The sequence below is a fragment of the Weissella paramesenteroides ATCC 33313 genome (genome assembly GCF_000160575.1).
Taxonomy (GTDB): domain Bacteria; phylum Bacillota; class Bacilli; order Lactobacillales; family Lactobacillaceae; genus Weissella; species Weissella paramesenteroides.
Map to the genome: position 1 here is coordinate 1 of NZ_GG697129.1, position 19,736 is coordinate 19,736.

At 38.0% G+C, this 19,736-nt stretch carries 20 protein-coding genes and 1 other annotated feature; of the genes, 1 reads left to right on the forward strand and 19 read right to left on the reverse strand.

Going from position 1 to position 19,736, the window contains the following annotated elements; genetic code table 11:
- Positions 1–279 precede the first annotated feature (279 nt).
- From HMPREF0877_RS02865 to HMPREF0877_RS02875, 3 genes are all read right to left on the reverse strand, one after another.
- Positions 280–666 carry a hypothetical protein gene (locus HMPREF0877_RS02865; RefSeq protein WP_002827700.1) on the reverse strand — a complete coding sequence of 129 codons (387 nt, stop codon included), beginning with the start codon at positions 664–666 and terminating at the stop codon, positions 280–282.
- A gap of 26 nt (positions 667–692) precedes the next feature.
- On the reverse strand, positions 693–1,091 hold the full coding sequence (locus tag HMPREF0877_RS02870; RefSeq protein WP_002827702.1) for a CvfD/Ygs/GSP13 family RNA-binding post-transcriptional regulator: 399 nt from the start codon (positions 1,089–1,091) through the stop codon (positions 693–695).
- 64 nt (positions 1,092–1,155) lie between these two features.
- Positions 1,156–1,740: a peptidylprolyl isomerase gene (locus tag HMPREF0877_RS02875; RefSeq protein WP_002827703.1), complete on the reverse strand. Its 585-nt coding sequence runs from the start codon at positions 1,738–1,740 to the stop codon at positions 1,156–1,158.
- A 136-nt stretch (positions 1,741–1,876) separates the two neighbouring features.
- Between HMPREF0877_RS02875 and HMPREF0877_RS02880 the strand changes: the two genes are divergently transcribed.
- Positions 1,877–2,539 carry a VTT domain-containing protein gene (locus HMPREF0877_RS02880; RefSeq protein ID WP_002827704.1) on the forward strand — a complete coding sequence of 221 codons (663 nt, stop codon included), beginning with the start codon at positions 1,877–1,879 and terminating at the stop codon, positions 2,537–2,539.
- 61 nt (positions 2,540–2,600) lie between these two features.
- Here the strand turns inward: HMPREF0877_RS02880 and rpoZ are convergent, their stop codons facing one another.
- The 16 genes from rpoZ to mutS form a co-directional block, all read right to left on the reverse strand.
- A complete protein-coding gene (gene rpoZ, locus HMPREF0877_RS02885) occupies positions 2,601–2,804 on the reverse strand; it encodes a DNA-directed RNA polymerase subunit omega (RefSeq protein ID WP_002827705.1) in 204 nt (67 codons plus the stop codon).
- A complete protein-coding gene (gmk, locus tag HMPREF0877_RS02890; protein ID WP_002827706.1) occupies positions 2,801–3,418 on the reverse strand; it encodes a guanylate kinase in 618 nt (205 codons plus the stop codon). The genes rpoZ and gmk overlap by 4 nt, the downstream gene beginning before the upstream one ends.
- A gap of 74 nt (positions 3,419–3,492) precedes the next feature.
- Entirely contained in the window at positions 3,493–5,184 is a 1,692-nt protein-coding gene (gene recN, locus HMPREF0877_RS02895) for a DNA repair protein RecN (protein WP_002827707.1), read from the reverse strand.
- A 26-nt stretch (positions 5,185–5,210) separates the two neighbouring features.
- Entirely contained in the window at positions 5,211–5,654 is a 444-nt protein-coding gene (locus tag HMPREF0877_RS02900; protein WP_002827708.1) for an arginine repressor, read from the reverse strand.
- Positions 5,641–6,489: a TlyA family RNA methyltransferase gene (locus HMPREF0877_RS02905; RefSeq protein ID WP_002827709.1), complete on the reverse strand. Its 849-nt coding sequence runs from the start codon at positions 6,487–6,489 to the stop codon at positions 5,641–5,643. Before HMPREF0877_RS02905 ends, HMPREF0877_RS02900 begins: the two co-directional genes overlap by 14 nt.
- Positions 6,480–7,352, reverse strand: a complete 873-nt coding sequence (locus HMPREF0877_RS02910) for a polyprenyl synthetase family protein (RefSeq protein ID WP_002827710.1) — start codon at positions 7,350–7,352, stop codon at positions 6,480–6,482. Before HMPREF0877_RS02910 ends, HMPREF0877_RS02905 begins: the two co-directional genes overlap by 10 nt.
- A gap of 3 nt (positions 7,353–7,355) precedes the next feature.
- Positions 7,356–7,574, reverse strand: coding sequence for an exodeoxyribonuclease VII small subunit (locus HMPREF0877_RS02915; RefSeq protein ID WP_002827711.1), 219 nt, complete (start codon positions 7,572–7,574; stop codon positions 7,356–7,358).
- Between the two features lies 1 nt (position 7,575).
- Positions 7,576–8,838 carry an exodeoxyribonuclease VII large subunit gene (gene xseA, locus HMPREF0877_RS02920; protein ID WP_002827712.1) on the reverse strand — a complete coding sequence of 421 codons (1,263 nt, stop codon included), beginning with the start codon at positions 8,836–8,838 and terminating at the stop codon, positions 7,576–7,578.
- Entirely contained in the window at positions 8,823–9,713 is an 891-nt protein-coding gene (locus tag HMPREF0877_RS02925) for a bifunctional 5,10-methylenetetrahydrofolate dehydrogenase/5,10-methenyltetrahydrofolate cyclohydrolase (protein WP_040760471.1), read from the reverse strand. The genes xseA and HMPREF0877_RS02925 overlap by 16 nt, the downstream gene beginning before the upstream one ends.
- 178 nt (positions 9,714–9,891) lie before the next feature.
- Complete coding sequence (locus HMPREF0877_RS02930; RefSeq protein ID WP_002827714.1) at positions 9,892–10,437, reverse strand: ECF-type riboflavin transporter substrate-binding protein; 546 nt, start codon at positions 10,435–10,437, stop codon at positions 9,892–9,894.
- A 100-nt stretch (positions 10,438–10,537) separates the two neighbouring features.
- Complete coding sequence (locus tag HMPREF0877_RS02935; RefSeq protein WP_002827715.1) at positions 10,538–11,032, reverse strand: hypothetical protein; 495 nt, start codon at positions 11,030–11,032, stop codon at positions 10,538–10,540.
- A gap of 267 nt (positions 11,033–11,299) precedes the next feature.
- On the reverse strand, positions 11,300–12,028 hold the full coding sequence (locus HMPREF0877_RS02940; RefSeq protein WP_002827716.1) for a glucosamine-6-phosphate deaminase: 729 nt from the start codon (positions 12,026–12,028) through the stop codon (positions 11,300–11,302).
- Between the two features lie 205 nt (positions 12,029–12,233).
- Positions 12,234–14,213 (reverse strand): threonine--tRNA ligase, encoded by a 1,980-nt coding sequence (gene thrS / locus HMPREF0877_RS02945; RefSeq protein WP_040760725.1) that lies wholly within the window; start codon positions 14,211–14,213, stop codon positions 12,234–12,236.
- 83 nt (positions 14,214–14,296) lie between these two features.
- Positions 14,297–14,499: a binding site (T-box leader), on the reverse strand.
- A 44-nt stretch (positions 14,500–14,543) separates the two neighbouring features.
- Positions 14,544–15,005 carry a flavodoxin domain-containing protein gene (locus HMPREF0877_RS02950; RefSeq protein ID WP_002827718.1) on the reverse strand — a complete coding sequence of 154 codons (462 nt, stop codon included), beginning with the start codon at positions 15,003–15,005 and terminating at the stop codon, positions 14,544–14,546.
- A 29-nt stretch (positions 15,006–15,034) separates the two neighbouring features.
- A complete protein-coding gene (gene mutL, locus HMPREF0877_RS02955; RefSeq protein WP_040760472.1) occupies positions 15,035–17,062 on the reverse strand; it encodes a DNA mismatch repair endonuclease MutL in 2,028 nt (675 codons plus the stop codon).
- A 15-nt stretch (positions 17,063–17,077) separates the two neighbouring features.
- On the reverse strand, positions 17,078–19,714 hold the full coding sequence (mutS, locus tag HMPREF0877_RS02960; protein WP_002827720.1) for a DNA mismatch repair protein MutS: 2,637 nt from the start codon (positions 19,712–19,714) through the stop codon (positions 17,078–17,080).
- Positions 19,715–19,736: the final 22 nt, after the last annotated feature.

A 19,736-nucleotide genomic window follows, 5' to 3' on the forward strand; every position in this document is an offset into this window, starting at 1 on the left:
GACCTATCTCTTTTAGAAAGCGTTTACTTAACGCTAGCTATATTAGAATAGCAATTTCATTCAACATTGTCAAGAACTTTTATGAATTAACAATACTTGTTTGATACTCGCTGTTCCAACACAACTTAATAATCATATCTCATTAAATAATGATTGTCAACATTTAATTTCAATTGATTATTATTGAATTTAAATTAGGAATGTAATCTTTCCTCAAAACTCAACTTTTTAATAATACCGAATTTACAAAGTAATTGCAAGTGTTTTTTTGAAAGAAAATCAATCTAATTGCATAACACCCGTCATATCAACATTTTTCAAAAAATCAACAACATCTTTTGCATTAACAAATTGCAAACCTAGTAAACTCAATCGATCCAAATTCAATGCTTCTGAGTCAATAGGTTCAAAAGTATAAAGAGAAATTAAATCTTCAGTTGTTTCTAATCCTTGTGTATGCCACGCTGCTAATTCTCCAAAACGTAAGTTATCCATATTAATGCCTAATTCATCCTGCATACCATTAACGATTGAACCTAGAGCGGTATCACCATCATGCTTGTGCATTTTAACCGTATAAAACTTTGGCTCTGGTACTTCGTCCGTCACTAAAAAATAAGACTGTTCGTCCCGAGTAAATATTATTGTACCTGCAATGAGTGACATATCTGTCTCCTTATATTCTATTTTATCTATTGATGCAATCGTTCAAGAGCTTCGTTAATCATTGATTGTCCGGATTTGGAAATGGTCTCAAATCCAATATCTAGGTGTTGGTTAGTCCAATAATGATGTTGTGTATATTTATGTTCTTGATTTATTTTTTCAGTATAGGTCTTTTTTTTATCATAGCCATCAAGAACCGTGCGCCTCGAAAGAGATATCTTATGACTATATAAGTCAATATCTAGAATCATAACCCGGACTGGCTGTCCAACTTTTATTTCATCCTCAATCTCATGAATAAAAGCTGATCGACATTCAGATATATGGATTAACCCTTGATGCTTTTCATCAAGTTGTACAAAAGCTCCATACGGCTGTATGCCCGTGACAACTCCCTCCAAGACCTGACCAACATGAAACGTCATCGTTATACCTCCTATTAATTATTACTAAAATATATGTATCCGAGAACTTATCTCGGTCTGACAATTAATCTGTCACAGTTGCCTTTAAAATTTGAATAGCCGTCTTTGGCTTATCTGCAAAGTCAACTTTTTGAGTTGCCATATTATCAACCACATTCATGCCTTCGATAACCTGACCAAATACAGTATGGTGATTATCTAACCAAGGTGTACCACCATTCTCACTATATGCTTTTACAATTTCATCAGGCACAGCTCCTGAAAGTGATTGCAACATACGTTCTGGTACTTTGTGAGCTTGGACAATGAAAAACTGTGAGCCATTTGTATTAGGACCAGCATTGGCCATTGATAGTGCGCCACGTAAATTAAAAACTTCATCAGAGAATTCATCCGCAAACGATTTTCCCCAAATAGATTCGCCACCCATACCAGTACCAGTTGGATCACCACCTTGAATCATAAATTCATTAATTACACGGTGAAAAATGATGCCATCATAATATCCTTTTTTAATCAACCCAACAAAGTTTTCGACTGTCTTTGGGGCTTGCTCAGGAAATAGTTGTACTTTGATATCACCTAACGTTGTTGATAAAGTTGCAATTGGTCCTGAGACTTCACTCATATTTAATTGTGGAAAAGCCATTATATTTCTCCTCTTAAGTTATGTTAAATACACTGGGAATATTATAACATATAACTTACAGGGGCTTAAAAAAGTGCTAAACTAGTAGCTAAGTAATTTTTAGTCAATTGACAAAATATAGGAGTTTAAACACAAAATGGTTCAAATCATCGACATCTTCCTCCATCTTGATGTTCATTTAAATAATTTAGTAAATATGTGGGGTGGTTGGTCTTATGCCGCGTTATTTGCTGTAATTTTTATCGAAACAGGCGCTGTTGTTTTACCGTTTTTACCAGGTGATTCACTGTTATTCGCGGCTGGATCAATTGCCGCTTTATCAGGTAATTCACTTAACCACTGGGTTTTAATGTTATTATTTTGGCTTGCTGCGACCTCTGGAGATTCACTAAATTTCTGGTTAGGTCGAACCGTGGGGCTAAAATTAGTCCATCACCCAATTTTAGGACGCTTTATTAAAGAAAAACATTTACAAGATGCTAATGAATTCTTTATAAAGCATGGGAAAATGGCCATTATTCTAGGTCGTTTCCTGCCAATCATACGAACTCTAGTCCCTTTTACAGCTGCCGTATCTGGTTTTCGTTACCGTAGCTTTATCGGATTAGAAATGATTGCTGTTACCTTATGGGTGGTCATTGCTGTCGAAGCTGGTTACTACTTTGGTGGCAATCAGTTTGTGAGTGAACATTTTTCGTTAGTACTAATCGGTATTTTGCTTGTCTCAGCCTTACCTGCAATTATTAGTGCTGCCCGACAAATGATCGTATCTAAAAAACAAAAACAAATTAATAAGTAAACATTGTATACAAAAAGAGGAGGACCACTTAGGTTCTCCTCTTTTTAAGTACTACTTTAAATTATTTAGTTGTATCATCAATAACAACATTACCAGCTTCAATTTCTTCAAAAGCTTGTCCAATTGGTTTAACTGAATCAAACTTTGACAAAGTAGGTAATTCACCTTGTTCTAGCTCATGAGCCCGCTTTGCGCCCAGAGCGATCAGTTTATAACGAGAATCAACTTTCTCTAACAATTTATCAACAGATGGGTATAAAATCATGCTTCTAACTCCTCAATCATTTTAATATACTCTGGCAATACACGATTAACACGTAATCGCTCAACCTTAATAATATCCTTGATACGATTAACGGCTAATGAGACTTCATCATTAACAACTGCATAATCATAGTTTGCCATCATACGAATTTCTGCAGTTGCTGCTGATACACGGCGATCGATAACATCCATCGCTTCAGTGCCACGACCGATTAATCGTTCTTTCAGTGCAGCTAAATCAGGCGGTGTTAAGAAAATATATGCCCCTTCTGGCATCTTTTCCTTCACTTGTAGTGCACCTTGTACATCTATTTCCAATAGAACATCTCGTCCTGCCGCTAATGTTTGGTCAATAAACTTCTTAGGCGTACCATAATAATTTCCTACATATTCAGCATATTCCAACATATCGCCATTTGCAATTTCTGTTTCAAATTCATCGCGGGTTACAAAAAAATAATCTTCACCGTTTACTTCACCATTTCTAGGCTGTCTAGTAGTCATTGAAATAGAATATTGAAAATCAATATCTGGTTCCTCAAATAAGGCCTTCCGTACGGTACCTTTACCGACGCCAGACGGTCCAGATAGTACGATTAATACGCCACGTTTCATGGTACACTTACTCCTAACTTTTTATTTAGCTATTTAAGTAGTCATTTTACTCGTTTTTTCTTGTAGAGACAACTTTATTCATTCGAATTTTTATTGCCATGGGCTCTTTTTAACAGGTCACGTGCATTTTCCTTCGCAGCAGATGTCAATTCATTTCCTGATAGCATGCGTGCTAATTCATCAATCCTTTGATTCTCTGGCAATTGTCGAACAGTTGTTTCTGTACGTTCCCCAACAACCTGTTTCTCAATAAAAAAGTGATGATCAGCAATGGCCGCTACCTGTGGTAAATGCGTAATCGTAAGAACTTGGGAATAACGACCAATAACTGCAATTTTTTCAGCAATGGCTTGGGCAACTCTCCCAGACACACCCGTATCTACCTCGTCAAAGATGATTGATGTCACACCTTGCTCACGAGAAAAAATTGTTTTCATGGCCAACATCATACGTGAGAGTTCACCACCGGATGCAATTTTAGCTAACGGCTTGGCACCCTCACCTAAGTTTGTTTGAATATAAAATTCAACATTATCAAATCCAGTTGCGTTCAAACGTTGTTGCGCAAATTTCACCGAAAAAATAGCCTTTTCCATATACAAATCCTTTAACTGTTCATGGATTTGCTTTGCTAGTGATGTTGCAGCGTGACTACGAATATCATGTAGTTGAGTAGCAAGTTGACTGGCCTCTTTTTTGGCAAGTTGTAGCTCTTCTGCTAAAGCAGCAGCACTTTGCTCGCTACCACCCATCTGCGCTAATTCCGTATCTACCTTTTTCTGATGTTCTAGAACATCTTCAACCGTGGCCCCATACTTTTTTTCTAACGAACGAATTAAATTTAAACGGTCATCGACAAATCGTAACCGTTCTTCATCAAATTCCAATCCATCACGTACCGTCAAAATTTCAGAACTTGCCTCTTGTAGTTCATAATATGCACCACGAACAGCTTCGGTCAATTTTGCATACCTGGGAGATAATTCTTCAATATCTTCTAATTCACTCATGGCAGTTGCAACCGTTTCTAGGCCATTATGTTCCCACTCACCGTTCAATGCTTCATAAGCTGTTGACAAAGCTGTTAAAACATCTTGAAAATTTGAAAGCTCTTGATATTCTGTTTCAAGACGTTCCTCCTCACCAGCTACTAGCCCTGCCTCATTAAGCTCATTGCTTTGGAAACTTAACATGTCTAGACGTTGTGCCCAAGCTTGTTCATCTGCTTGTCGTTGATGATACGCATCTTCCAATTGTCGATACTTTGCGTAAGCCTGACTGTATGCAGTCATAACGGGCTGTATCTGATTCTTCGCAAACTCATCTAATAAACTCAAATGCTGTTCAGGTTGCATCAATGCCTGATGCTCATTTTGACCATGAATATCAACCAAATGACTACCCAATAATTTTAATGCAGTCGCATTGACTAACGTATTATTAACGCGAATAACATTGCGCCCATTTCGATGTAACTCTCGATGAATAAGCAATTGATTATCTTCCAATTTAATTCCTAAATCATCAAGGATTGCTGATAGCGCCGTATTCGGTTCAACATCGATCAATCCTTGTAAAACAGCAGTATCAGTTCCTTCCCGGATATAATCTTGCGATCCTCGCCCACCTGTTAACAACCCAACCGCATCAATAATAATAGACTTTCCAGCACCAGTTTCACCCGTTAAAACCGTCATGCCTGGTTCAAAACTAATATTTAATTTTGGAATAATCGCAAAATTTTGAATCGATAGTTCTTGTAACATGCGTCCTCCTCAATTTTATACAAATATTATTGTAACTGTTGCGTAACAAATTCCGTTGCTTGTATATTTTTCTTTAAGATAATTAAAACATCTGAATCATCCCCCAGCATGCCAAACAACTCATCAAAATCAGCTTCTTCTAAAGCCAATTTCAAAGCTGGACCTGTACCGGGTAACACTGTAATCATTACAAAATTATCCTGTGTACGAATCGTCGTGGTTGGTTCTTGAATGATTTTTTTAATACGTACTAAGGCATCCGTTTGTGCAACTACTGCATAGGCAAAGCCCCCCGCTTCAAGGGGAACTTTGACTAACTGCATTTCAGTAATATCCCGTGAAATTGTTGCCTGTGTCACTTCCCAACCAACACGATTTAATTCAATAACCAAGTCCTCTTGCCGTTGAATATTTTTTTGCGTAATCAACTCACGGATTGCTAATTGTCTTTCTTTTTTAGTTTTTCTCATCTATTTTACCCTCACGATGAGCATTTAATTGGGCGTGAGCAGATTGAACAACGGCTTCTCGTTCAGCCATAGTCATAGTACTTTCTCCACCATCTAATACTAGATGTGCTAGGAACTCAATATTCCCTGAACCACCCTTAATTGGTGAATAGTCTAGCCCAATCATGCTAAATCCGGCTTGCTTCGCATAATCAGCCACTTTATCAATGACTTGACTGTGTGTCGCCGCATCCTTCACAATACCATGCTTACCAACCGCTTCACGACCAGCTTCAAATTGTGGTTTAATCAATGTCGCTACTGATCCGCCCGCCACTAAAATTTTAGATAGTGGTGGCAAAATAAGATTTAGCGAAATAAAAGAAACATCGATAGTTGCTACTTCTGGTTGTCCGTCTTGGAAGTTAGCTAATTGTGAATAGCGAAAATTTGTATTCTCCATAACAACAACCCGTTCATCAGAACGCAAAGACCAAACCAATTGATTAGTACCAACATCCAATGCATAGACCAACTTGGCACCATTTTGCAATGATACGTCAGTAAATCCTCCGGTTGACGAACCGATATCTAAGATTATTTTATCTGACACGTCAATGTTAAATACACGTAACGCCTTTTCTAATTTGAAGCCACCTCGTGAAACATATGGCATGGGTGCACCTTTCAAATGAAGTTCTGTCGTTACTGGTATTTTTTCACCTGCTTTATCCATCCGCTGTTCATTCGCACCCAAAATTTCACCAGCCATAATCGCCCGTTTGGCCTGTTCACGTGAAGTAAATAATCCCTGTTGCACCGCTAAAACGTCAACACGCTCTTTTTCTATTCCCATGTTTGCTCCAATGTTTCTGTAAAATAATCCAAAAATGATGCTAATAATGTCTTATCCAAGCCTGTGATATCTTCAAACTTTAAAAGCAGACTTTGGGCAAGATCGACTTGCTTCTGTAATGCCACCACTGTTTCTGATAACCCAAGAATTGTTGGATAAGCTTGTGATTCAATCTTGCCAGGTTGATAATCATCAATATCGTCTTTTATTTGAAAAGCCAATCCATAGGCCATCCCAAAATCATGCAATATATTTTGAATATCTTCATTTGCATTAGCCATAATGGCACCTGCTTGTAGTGCGTATGCAATTAATGCACCTGTTTTATGATAATGAATGGCCTGTGTTTCAGCTAATGTCACTGCGGACGTTTTCATCGCCTCAATATCTAGTACCTGTCCAGCAACCATACCAGCTCCACCAGCAGCTTGCGCCATTGCAATAACTAGCTGTACTCGCTGGGCATCATTCAAAGGTTGATCTAAATCCGTTAACCATTCAAAAGCCAATGGCTGTAGGGCATCCCCAGCTAAAATAGCAGTATCCTCACCAAATGCCCGATGCGTTGTCGGCTTGCCACGTCGCAATTCATCATCATCCATTGCTGGTAAATCGTCATGAATTAAACTATAGGTATGAATAAGCTCGATTGCACTGGCTACTTTAAGATATTCATTAACTGGTAGCCCGTAAGTTTGAATAACAGCCAATGACAGCATTGGACGAAGCCGTTTACCACCAGCCATTACCGCATAGCGCATCGCTTCTTGTAATTCTGCTACCGAGGCACTCTTAGCAAGTTCATTTTCTAAAGTATGTTCAATTTGAGGGACAATATTTGTCGAGAATTCTTTAAATTGCATGACTTATTCTCCATCACCAAAGTCACTGATGCTACCATCCTCATTGACAATTTTTGCGAGACTTGTCTCAGCATTTTGTAATGTTTTTTGTAAATCTTGGCTAATTTTAATGCCAATTTCGAATTGTTTTAATGCCTCCTCTAGAGGGACATCACCCTTTTCTAACTCACTAACAATTTTTTCTAAGGTTGCTAGGTTTTCTTCGAATGTTTTCTCTGCCATTTTACTTCTCTTTCTTTTCCGTAACCCGTGCAAGAATTTCGCCGTCTGATACCTGAATTGAAATATTATCATCCAACGCAACCTGGTCTAATTGCCGAACTACTTCTGATTCTTTTTTTGTCACACTATAACCACGGGCTAAAATAGCTAGTGGACTTACCAGTTGTAAACCAGCTGCAGCTTGTCCAAAACGTTGCTGCGCCTGCTTCATTTCATGATCCATACTCATTTTTAGTCGGGGTTTCAGTGTCGCTACTTGTTGTTTTTGCTGATTGATTTGTAACGATGCCGTCCGAATTAATTTATCTTGCGCAATGTCCAGGCGTTGTAGATATCCTTCATATAATCGTTCAGGATTGGTTAACACGTAACTTTGTTGTAACCGTGACAGATAATCTTTCCGTTGCGCAATTTCGCGTTGCAGGATCATCACCAATTTTTGTTGGTCTTGTTGAATAGCTAACCATAAATCTGCTAATGGCATTGGTGTCGCTAATTCAGCAGCAGCAGTTGGCGTAGCTGCTCGTTTATCGGCGATAAAATCAGCGATGGTCGTATCAGTTTCATGACCGACAGAGCTAATAACCGGAATTTTTACTGTCAGTAATTGCCGCGCAAGTTTTTCATCATTAAACGCCCACAAATCCTCGATTGATCCCCCACCACGTCCAATAATCAGGACATCATAATCACTAGATTGATTAACAGCATCAATTTGCTGACATAGTGATGGCACTGCACCATCTCCTTGGACAACCGCTGGGTATAGCACAATTTCAGCAATTGGATAGCGCCTTTGTACTGTGGTCATAATATCACGAATAACCGCCCCACTTGGGGATGTAATCACTGCAATTTTTCGTGGAAATAACGGTATTTTAGCTTGTCTTGCTTGAAATAAACCTTCTTTTTCTAATTTCTCTTTTAATTGCTCATATGCTTGATACAATGCCCCAACACCATCTGGTTCAATTGTTTCAATAATCAAACTATATGAACCATTGGGTGCGTAAAGATCCATATGTCCAGTAACATTAACTTTCATCCCTGGTTCAAGTTGAAACTTCAAACGACTAAAAGCCGACTTAAACATTGTTGCTGAAACAACGGCTTGGTCATCCTTAATTTTAAAATATTGATGACCAGGTCGTTGGCGATAATTTGATATTTCTCCAGTCACATAGACTTTCTTTAGATATGGATCTGCTGTAAACTTACGCTTTAAATAGGCTGTTAATGCTGATACTGTTAAATATTCTGCCATCCTTGCTCCAATTCTATTTGGTGATGCTCAGCTGCAAGTTCGACAGTTGTTTGTAATAATGTAGCAATAGTCATCGGACCAACGCCACCAGGGACAGGTGTGATTGCACTTGCCACCTTCTCAGCAGTACCAAAATTTACATCTCCAACTAATTTATTATTTGGTAACCGGTTAATACCAACATCAATAACCACGGCCCCTGGTTTCAAATCAGCTCCCATTACCAAATCCGGGACACCTGTTGCAACCACAACAACATCTGCGGTAGCCAATAATTCACGACGTAATGCGGCTGGTGTGTAACGATGGAGTAGCGTGACACTTGTATCTGCCGCTTGTAATAAGGCGAACATTGGTCGACCGACTAAAATTGATCGACCAATAACTACTGCGTGTTTATTTAGCAGATCAATTTTTTCATGCTGTAGCATTGTCATAATGCCCCGCGGTGTATTAGCAATAGGATAATATCCTGCTTGGTTAGCATATAAACGACCCACATTTTCAGGATGGAAACCATCAACGTCTTTACTTGGAATGATCGCTTCTTGAACTTTTTGTTCATTGATTTGTGATGGTACAGGACTCTGTACTAAAATCGCATCGATTGTATCATCCGCATTCAATTCAGCTACCTTATCCAAAATTTCTTTTTCGGTAGCTGTGCTTGGATATTTAAAGGTTACTGCATGAACGCCAACCTTTTTAGCCGCACGTTCTTTGTTTCGTACATAAATTTCACTAGCCGGATCATCACCTACTAAAATCACCGCCAAACCAGGAATAACTGATTGTTCTTTTAAAATAGCAGCTTGTTCTGAAACTGCAGACCGTAATTTCTTAGCAATCTCTTTACCATCAATAATCTTTGCCATATCATCCTCGCTTTTATTCATTCTTGTGCATAAATTTTATCACACAATTACTTTTTTCACCATGTACAATTAAAGACAAAAAAACGAATGAATCGCTTAATCTTAACGGTTCATTCGCTTTTTATCTTTATTATATAATTTGGACTTAACTAATTGATGATGTGCATAAATATCAAGGTTAATCAACAGCATAATGCTGGTAAATTTTAAACAAGATGGTGCCAACAATTGCAATCGCCAAGAAATTCACAACAACAATTAAGCCACCTTCTTTCATTGATTCTAACAATGAGAGGTTATAAACCCAATGATCTCCTAAAGGTGCAATAATCAACCAAGCAACGACATTGGCAACTAATTGCCAGATATTAAATAACACTAACTTTCGTGTTGTTAACTTTCCAATAAAAATCGCTAATCGACGGGTAATCAGTCCGATGAATAATCCAAATAAACTATCTGCAATCGTCCATGTCCACCACACGGTCGACGTTGCACTATTAGTCAGCATATCGCTAGTTGCATGTCCGATAAAAGCGGTCACTGCTCCTGATACGGGACCAAATATCGCAGTTACTAACGACAACCATGCTGGTGCCAAAGTAGCATTGTCTTTGGTATCACCAATTTGTACTGCTAAATATTTAAACAGAATTATGAAAACAATAATACTAATGATCGTACCAATCACTTTATGTGATGCAATAACATTATGTTTCATCATTTAATTCCTCCAATGTGACAAAAGGGCACAACATAATATGACCCCACAAACTCAAAAATTTATCTCACCCTATTCAGGACCAAACTAATCGTCACATCCGTCAGTTTGATTCGTCATGTTCTGCTTGATCAACTGAATTCTCCTCAGCGTCTGCTGCTATTTTATTTTGATTAATAATTTCGATTTGTTCATTGAAAAATGATGCTATTTTTTCTTCAACAGAAGCCGAATCGTCTAAAAATGATTGTACCGAAGCTGCTTTTTTAATAATTAAATGCGACTTAGTAACTAGTGGATGTTCCACAATCATATACAATGACACTTCTGTTTCTGGATCATTGATAACAATTTTACGAATTGCATTTGTATAACGAATTGGCAAATTAATTAAACTTGTTTCCAAACGTAAACTAATTGGTTCTTCTTCATTGATTAATACTTCTGCGCTAAACAATTGATTTTCAGCTGTTGCCTTTTCAACAAAAGCAAATAAATCATCCAGGGCAATCGTTGCTTGGTCTGCAGCTTCAAACGTCTTTTTTGTATACGTTTCTTCAGTTAAGACCTCAATGAAATCATTTCCTGTCATTTCCATGGGTTAACCCCTCTTCTCTAACTTTATATACAAGTTTAGCACATAGACCATGTTTTACACTAGCCACCATCTATACGGGTAAGCGAATAATGAGCTTTTAAATTCAGACATCAGTAGTCAATATTTTCGAAGCACACAGACGTTAGTATAGAAATAGAAAACAATTATATTAATAGAGCGATTGAGATAGTAAACAAAAGGGGTTGGGACAAGATGATGTCCCAACCCCTTTTTGCTAAAAACGTCTTAATTATCAGCCTATAATTTTTACAGTACCGTGATATTTTCACGATTCTTAATTTTTGAAGCAGCTGCGTGATCAACAATTACGGTCACATCCGCATGTGTTTGTAAAGCACTTGCTGGCATATCTTCCGTCACCGGACCTTCAATCATAGCCGCAACAGCATCGGCCTTATTTTCTCCATAAGCAACTAGTAGAATTTTCTTAGACTTTAAAATACTACCAATTCCCATTGAAATTGCACGACGAGGCACTTCATTTTCATTCGCAAAAAAACGTGCATTAGCCGCAATGGTTGATGGTGTTAAATCAACTGCATGTGTTTGACTATCAAATGGTGTTCCAGGTTCATTAAATCCAATATGACCATTTTGACCTAAGCCCAATAATTGTAAATCGATTGGGTGATTAGCGATAATATTATCATAACGCGCTGTCTCTTCAGCAATGTTTTCAGCCAAGCCATTAGGTACATAGCTTTCTTTAAATGGTTTTGCATTGAATAAATTTTGGTTCATAAAATAACGGTAACTTTGATCATGAGTACCCGCTAAACCTTGATATTCATCTAAATTAATTGAAATTTTATCTGAAAAATCAACATCACTAGCAACCAATTCTTGATAAATTGAAATTGGCGTTGAACCTGTTGCTAACCCAAACACTTGCGCATTATCTGCTAATGCTTCTTTAAAGATATTAAATCCAGCCTTACCACCTGCTTGTTGGTCTTTTACTTCAATAATTTTCATAATTACACTCCATTTATAACGTTTTGGTATAGACCAATAATATACCAATCCCGTTAAAATTGCAATCAAAATACTTTGAAAAAATTAAAAGAGCTTGGAACAAAAAATGTTCCAAACTCTTCTTACTAAATTTGTCTGAATTATAAATCGATAATTTTTATAGCATAAACGCGTTTAAAAAGTTTGAAGCCTCTATGCAACGAAATTATTCGCCTTTAACTGCCTTTTCAAGGGTATCTAGTGCACGTGAATGATTAGCGATATCAGCAAGCAAGTCTGTCTCAAATTGATCAACTGACTTAACACTAGTATCACGTGAACCAAAACGACGAATCGTTACTGTATCATTTGATACTTCTTCATCTCCAATAACAAGGGTGTATGGAATCTTTAATGATTGTGCATTACGAATTAAGTAACCTAATTTTTCATTACGACCATCATAATCAGCACGAATATCTTGCTTAACCAAACGATCTGTCAATGCTTGTGCAAACTCACCGTGTGCTTCACGGTTAACTGGAATAATACGTACTTGATGAGGTGCTAACCATGTTGGGAATGCACCCTTGTACATTTCAGTTAGGTATGCGGTAAAGCGCTCCATCGTTGAAATAATACCACGGTGAATCATCACTGGACGGTGCAATTCACCATCTGATCCAACATATGTGACATCAAAACGTTCTGGTAATAGGAAATCAAGTTGAATCGTTGATAACGTTTCTTCACCACCTAAGGCTGTCTTGATTTGGACGTCTAACTTTGGACCATAAAAGGCTGCTTCACCTTCAGCTTCAAAGTATTCTAAGTCCATATCATCCATAGCACCTTTCAACATACGTTGTGCTTTTTCCCACATTTCGTCATCATCAAAATACTTTTCTGTATTTTTAGGATCACGATATGACAAACGGAAACGATAATCAGTAATGTCAAAGTCTTTATAAACATCAACCATTAACTGCAAAATCTTCTTAAACTCATCCTCAATTTGATCAAGCATCACAAAGGTGTGACCATCATTTAGCGTCATTTCGCGAACTCGTGATAATCCAGTCAAGGCACCTGACTTTTCGTAACGGTGCATCATACCAAGCTCTGCCACACGGAATGGCAAGTCACGATATGAACGTTGATGGTGCTTGTACACCATGATATGTGATGGGCAATTCATTGGACGCAATTCCAAGAATTCCCCGTCCCCCATATCCATTGGTGGGAACATATCATCACGATAGTGGTCCCAGTGACCAGATTGCTTGTATAGATTTAGATTTGACAAAACTGGTGTGTAAACATGTTGGTAACCGTCTTGTACTTCACGATCAACTATGTAGCGTTCTAGTGTGCGACGAATTGCTGCCCCATTAGGCATCCATACTGCTAACCCTGAACCAACTTCTTGTGACGTAAAGAAAAGATCCTGATCAGCACCAATCTTACGGTGATCACGCTCTTTAGCTTCCGCACGGCGTTTCATTTCAGCATCTAAGTCATCAGCATTCCAAAATGCGGTTCCGTAAATACGTTGTAGCATTGGATTAGATGACTTACCACGCCAATAAGCACCAGCAACAGATGTCAACTTAAAGTGCTTGATCCAGCCAGTTGATGGCACTAAACCACCACGGTCTAATTCAACATGTTCTCCTTGAACTGCAATTGAAATATGTTCATCAGCTGGCAAATCATTAATTAATTCAATCTTGTATGGATCATTTTTGAACATCTCTAAAGCTTCATCGCGACTAATCTCACGAGAAACAATTGGTAAATTTTCTTTGACAATACGCTTCATCATTTTTTCAATTTCTGGGAATTGATCAACTGATATTTGATTACCTTCAACCTTGTCCGTATCATAGTAGAAACCGTTCGCGATAAATGGTCCAACACCATAATGAATTTGGTCTGGATACAGACGATTCAATGCCTGCGCCAACAAGTGTGAAACAGAATGGCGAAGTAGTTGTAATCCTTCTTCATCATCTTTAGTGATTAATTCAAAATTACCACCTGTTGTCATTGCATCATTCATACCCACATATTGGCCATTAAGTTTTCCAGAAACTGCTTTCTTAGCCAATGATGAGGAAATGCTTTTTGCAATTTCCAATGGTGTCACATTTACTGGAAATGACTTTTCCGCACCATCTGGAAATGTAATTTGTACATCTGCCATAATTATTTCTCCCTTAATATCTGTTGTTGATTCAATCACATCAGTCATAAACAAAAAGCGCCCCGTCATCAGAATTTTTCTGATAACGGGGCGCTTGTACGCGGTACCACCCGAATTCATAACAGCATAACTGCTACACTCATATCCCTTAACGCGGGAAACGTTGCCATTTATATCACAGCACACTCGGAAATAGTACCACCTAACTTATGTTGCCAACTTACACCAACATTGGCTCTCTTTTAACATAACTTGTCAAGCGACATGTTTTCTTCAACGTTTTTATATTCGACTATTATTATACCCGAAAAGTTTAAAAATAAAAGGATTTTATTTTTCTTGTTGTTTTGCGGTCACAATAAGTTGCTTTGTGAAGGTCTGCAATGCTTCGGTAGCAGCTGCATCTGGGCTCAAATTGACCTTCACACCCTTAGCTCCCTTGGTTGCACCAGTTTTCTCAAATTGTTGTTCAAATTTATCGATGGCGACAGCAAAATCATCACCATAAAAATCATCACCTGACCCTGAAACACCATAAACAATGCCACTTAAATCTGTATCAACTAAATCCTCATAGAAGTCAAGTGCTTCATCAGGTAGTGAACCTTTATCAAACGTGTATGGCACCACAACAACAATATCCGTATCTGTGCTTGAAATATCCTGTGGGTCAATCAATTGAATATCTTCCTTAGTTACATCAACAGATTCATTTTTAAATGTATCCACAATAACGTCTGCAACATCTTCATTATTACCAGTAATCGTTGCAAAAAAAACTCTGGCTTGCATATACTTCTCCTCTTACTTATCTATATAAATTAAAATGGGTGATTATCATATTCAACCCATGATTCATGAGAATCCTGAATCCGCTTAAACATTTTTTCCATATCTGTATTTGTGAATGAAACTAATACTGGGCGTCCATGTGGACAATTATATGGATTTTGAGCTTGTGCCAATTGCTTTAATAAACCACGCGCTTCATAGTCGTTTAAAGCCCAATTTGCTTTGATTGACCGTTTGCACGACATCATGATTGCTGTTTTTTCACGAAAATCCTTTGTGGTGATATTACCATCACGTAATAACCAGTCAACCATCTCACGAATTGTCGCTTCCTCTTGCCCCTTTTCAATCCAGGCAGGATGTTCACGCACAATTACTGCATCATCCCCAAATGATTCTAGATTTAAGCCAACTTGTTCAAGCTGACTAGCATGTGCTTGTATTTTTAAAATATCTATTTTCGGATATGTCAGTACAATCGGTACCAATAATTTTTGACTTTCTAAACCGACCTTACCGATTTCTTCACGATAATATTCATATTTAATTCGTTCTTGAGCTGCATGCTGATCAACAATATAAAAACCTTCTGGCGATTGTGCAAATAAAAATGTACCATGCATCTGACCAATATATTGCAAATCAGGGAATGGTTTATCGTGCCGACTATCATCAACTAAATCAGTATTTGTGAATGATAAACTAACCTCTTCTGCAGCCACAGGATCAGCCGCTTCAGTAAATGGCAGACTAGGTGTTTCAGCTGTATACTTTGCAACAAAATCTCGGACTGATTTCTTTACTAAATCCTGCGACTTTGTAATCACAATTGGTACAACCTCATCATTTTGTGTTTGCGTTGTACTTAAATCAGGGTCATTAGCTATCGGTATTTCTGGTATCTCAATCTCATCACTACTTATATTTTGCAAGCTACGACCTGTTTCCTGATGAAAAGTTACTGAAGCTTCTTGTAACTGGGTCATAAATTGGTCATTATCATGTTCTGGTACGACATAACTATCGTGGTTCCCTTGCATGTAATTCTCATAAGCATTGGGAATAAGATTTTCGTTAACAAAACGCTGGACAACCATTTCTTCTATCAAAGACATCAATTGGGTTTCTTTAGATAAACGAACTTCATGTTTTTGTGGATGGACATTGACATCAACTAATAATGGATCCATTTTAATTTGTAAAATTGCAATTGGAAATCGTCCCACCATTAACTTTGATCCATAGCCTTTAACAATGGCCTTGCTCAAATTATAATTTTTAACAAACCGCCCATTGATTAAGATAGAAATATATGATCGGTTAGCGCGAGTTAACTCTGGTAAAGAAATAAATCCATTTATTTCAAAATCATTGTCATGGGCAGAAACTGATAACATTTTACGTGCTTGTTGCACGCCATATACACTAGCGATGACTTGCTGTAAATTGCCATTGCCTGCTGTCTGTAATAATTCTTTACCATTATGAACCAAATGAAAGGCAACATTCGGATAACTCATTGCTAAACGATTGATGACATCGACAATCTGGGATAACTCAGTTGCCTGTGACTTTAAATACTTTAACCGCGCTGGGGTATTAAAAAACAAATCTGACACAGTGATATCTGTTCCTTGTCGTGCATTCGTGCCGGTTTCCTCAATTATTTTACCACCCTGATAATGAATCTTAGCACCTTGTTCAGCATCAGCCGTTGCTGTTTGTAGAACAACATCTGCAACTGACGCAATGGAAGGTAGCGCCTCACCTCGAAATCCCAGTGACTGCACTCGGAACAAATCTTGTCTTGAGTTGATTTTTGATGTAGCGTGCCTTAAAAAAGCACGTGCAACTTGATTGCCAGGAATACCATCCCCATTGTCAATTACACGAATTGATTTAACACCAGCCTCTTCAACTAACACGTCAATTTGTGTTGCATGAGCATCCAAGGCATTCTCGACTAATTCTTTAACAACAGAACCCGGCCGTTCAATGACTTCACCAGCTGCAATTTGATTTGCAAGAATTTCCGATAATTCATGAATTTCAGCCATACGTCTTTCTCCCATTTATTGTACTGTTTGCTGCCACTCATTTAATTTCATCAACGCCTCCAATGGCGTCATAGTTGCAACATTAATGTTTTTCAATTCATCAACAACTTGTTTAGTTTCAGGGTCAATTGGATCAGGCAAATCAAACAAAGCTAGTTGTGCATTATCCGTTGATTTTTTCTCATGTGATGTTTTTTCATCATCCGTTACCATCGCCGTGGCAGTATCAGCTAATTGGGTTACCGGCATGGGTGCAGTTCTTAACGACACATCCTGCGATTCTAAATTGGCTAAAATTTTAGCAGCACGCTTAATTAATGTTTCTGGTAATCCAGCTAACTTGGCGACGTTGATTCCATAACTTTGATCAGCCGGTCCGGGCAATACCTTATGTGAAAAAATTAATTCACCATGCTCCTCGGTTGCACCAACATGTACATTACGTAACGCAGTCAATTCATCAGCCAGTGCTGTCAATTCGTGATAATGCGTTGAGAACAAGGTCTTTGCTTGAGTATGTTGATGAACATATTCAATAATAGCTTGCGCTAGCGCCATACCGTCATAGGTTGCGGTTCCTCTTCCTAATTCATCAAATAATATTAAAGAGTGTTTCGTGGCGTTCTGTAAAGCTGTATTTGCCTCAGACATTTCAACCATAAACGTAGAATTTCCTGAAATCAAATCATCTGCAGCACCAATACGCGTAAAGATTTGGTCAAAGATCGGTAACGTTGCTTCACTAGCTGGCACAAATGAACCGATTTGAGCCATCACAACAATTAGCGCTAATTGGCGCATATATGTTGACTTTCCAGACATATTTGGACCAGTAATCAATAAAATTGTATCATCCTGTTGCATATCCACATCATTAGCAACATAAGATTGATGACCTAACACCTTTTCAACCACTGGGTGTCGACCATCTTTAATAGCAATGGTTTGTTCATCAGTCAAAGTTGGTCGAACAAAATGATATTTCTCAGCAACTGTTGCTAAAGACTGGATCACATCCAATTGTGCTAAATTGGCCGCTAGTGTTTGAATCCGTTGAATATTGTCTTTAATAATTTGGCGTACCTTTGTAAATAGCTGATATTCCAATTCACTTGATTTTGATTCCGCTTCCAGAATCATTTGTTCACGTTCTTTTAATTCTGGCGTAATAAATCGTTCAGCATTAACCAAGGTTTGCTTACGTGTATATCTCTCTGGATCCAACTTTGGAATATTAGCCTTTGTTACTTCAATATAATAACCAAAAACCTTATTAAAACCAATTTTTAGTGAATTTATGCCTGTCTCTTCACGTTCATGTGCTTCTAACTCTGCTAACCAACTCTTACCATTCGTCATGATATCACGATAACTATCTAATTGTTCGTCATACCCCGCACGAATAACGCCACCATCAGTTACTGAAATTGGTGGTTCATCTGTAATTGATTCACTAATTAACGTTTCAATATCTGCTACCGGATCGATTTGTGAATGAAGTTCACCAAAAATTGCTGGATCAAGATCTGCTAAAATAGCTAGGATATCCGGAACTTGACGCAATGAGTTGCGTAATTGTAATAAATCACGACCATTTGCTGTACCATAAGCAACACGACCGGCTAATCGCTCTAAATCATATACCGATTGTAAAGCTTCTTGTAATGCCGAACGTCCAAAGAAATCTTCAATTAACTCGCCAATTTTGTCGTAACGCTGCATTAAGATGTCAGCATCCAACAATGGTTGCTCTAACCACTGTTTAAGCGCCCGTCCCCCCATTGCGGTTTTGGTTTCATCTAATAGCCACAACAAGGTCCCTGAACGTTGTTGTGTTCGCAAATTGACAGTTAACTCTAAATTCGCACGTGAATGTCGGTCCATTTTTAAATATTGCGCCACTTCATATGCGCTAGCTTGCTGCAAATGATCTAATGATCGTTTTTGCGTATCAAACAAATATTGCAACAAAGTTTCAGCTGCTGTTTTTTGCGCTGTCTCTGTCAAATGCTGTGTTAAAAAAGCAATCTCCGCATGTTCACTAGCTTGTTGATCAATTTTAGACACCAGAATTCCCAAGTTAGTTAAACTAGCTTGTAAATCACTAGGTAACTCATTGGCTGTCACAACTTCTTTAGTTTCTAAGCGACTAATTTCATTTAAAATACCATTAACACTTTGTAAATCAGTTGCCTTAATTTCACCAGTTGATAAATCAGTATAAGCTAGCCCATAATCATCCGGTTTCGTTGTTGCTAACCCAACTAAATAATTATTTTCCTTTGCCGCATCAGCTGTGGTCTTCATTCGCGTTCCTGGCGTAACTAATTGCACAACTTCACGCTTAACCATTCCTTCTGCGTCTGCTGGATTCTCCATCTGCTCAACCACAGCAACTTTATACCCCTTATCAACTAAAATATCAATATAGTTTTGGGCGGCATGGTGTGGCACACCTGCCATCGGGATCGGCTGTGCAGAATTTTTATTGCGTTGTGTTAATGTTAATTCGAGAATTTGTGATCCAACAATTGCATCCTCATTAAACAACTCATAAAAATCTCCCAGACGATAAAATAAGAAGGCATCAGGGTACTGTGCTTTTATCTCGTTGTATTGTGCCATCATCGGAGTCGTTTTTGATTTAGCCATTCTAAAGCAATCCTTTCTCTAA

Bases quoted from the DNA above. Each gene is read 5' to 3' on its own strand.
- HMPREF0877_RS02865 (WP_002827700.1), bottom strand. From the start codon at position 666: ATGTCACTCATTGCAGGTACAATAATATTTACTCGGGACGAACAGTCT.
- HMPREF0877_RS02870 (WP_002827702.1), bottom strand. From the start codon at position 1,091: ATGACGTTTCATGTTGGTCAGGTCTTGGAGGGAGTTGTCACGGGCATA.
- HMPREF0877_RS02875 (WP_002827703.1), bottom strand. From the start codon at position 1,740: ATGGCTTTTCCACAATTAAATATGAGTGAAGTCTCAGGACCAATTGCA.
- HMPREF0877_RS02880 (WP_002827704.1), top strand. From the start codon at position 1,877: ATGGTTCAAATCATCGACATCTTCCTCCATCTTGATGTTCATTTAAAT.
- rpoZ (WP_002827705.1), bottom strand. From the start codon at position 2,804: ATGATTTTATACCCATCTGTTGATAAATTGTTAGAGAAAGTTGATTCT.
- gmk (WP_002827706.1), bottom strand. From the start codon at position 3,418: ATGAAACGTGGCGTATTAATCGTACTATCTGGACCGTCTGGCGTCGGT.
- recN (WP_002827707.1), bottom strand. From the start codon at position 5,184: ATGTTACAAGAACTATCGATTCAAAATTTTGCGATTATTCCAAAATTA.
- HMPREF0877_RS02900 (WP_002827708.1), bottom strand. From the start codon at position 5,654: ATGAGAAAAACTAAAAAAGAAAGACAATTAGCAATCCGTGAGTTGATT.
- HMPREF0877_RS02905 (WP_002827709.1), bottom strand. From the start codon at position 6,489: ATGGGAATAGAAAAAGAGCGTGTTGACGTTTTAGCGGTGCAACAGGGA.
- HMPREF0877_RS02910 (WP_002827710.1), bottom strand. From the start codon at position 7,352: ATGCAATTTAAAGAATTCTCGACAAATATTGTCCCTCAAATTGAACAT.
- HMPREF0877_RS02915 (WP_002827711.1), bottom strand. From the start codon at position 7,574: ATGGCAGAGAAAACATTCGAAGAAAACCTAGCAACCTTAGAAAAAATT.
- xseA (WP_002827712.1), bottom strand. From the start codon at position 8,838: ATGGCAGAATATTTAACAGTATCAGCATTAACAGCCTATTTAAAGCGT.
- HMPREF0877_RS02925 (WP_040760471.1), bottom strand. From the start codon at position 9,713: ATGGCAAAGATTATTGATGGTAAAGAGATTGCTAAGAAATTACGGTCT.
- HMPREF0877_RS02930 (WP_002827714.1), bottom strand. From the start codon at position 10,437: ATGATGAAACATAATGTTATTGCATCACATAAAGTGATTGGTACGATC.
- HMPREF0877_RS02935 (WP_002827715.1), bottom strand. From the start codon at position 11,032: ATGGAAATGACAGGAAATGATTTCATTGAGGTCTTAACTGAAGAAACG.
- HMPREF0877_RS02940 (WP_002827716.1), bottom strand. From the start codon at position 12,028: ATGAAAATTATTGAAGTAAAAGACCAACAAGCAGGTGGTAAGGCTGGA.
- thrS (WP_040760725.1), bottom strand. From the start codon at position 14,213: ATGGCAGATGTACAAATTACATTTCCAGATGGTGCGGAAAAGTCATTT.
- HMPREF0877_RS02950 (WP_002827718.1), bottom strand. From the start codon at position 15,005: ATGCAAGCCAGAGTTTTTTTTGCAACGATTACTGGTAATAATGAAGAT.
- mutL (WP_040760472.1), bottom strand. From the start codon at position 17,062: ATGGCTGAAATTCATGAATTATCGGAAATTCTTGCAAATCAAATTGCA.
- mutS (WP_002827720.1), bottom strand. From the start codon at position 19,714: ATGGCTAAATCAAAAACGACTCCGATGATGGCACAATACAACGAGATA.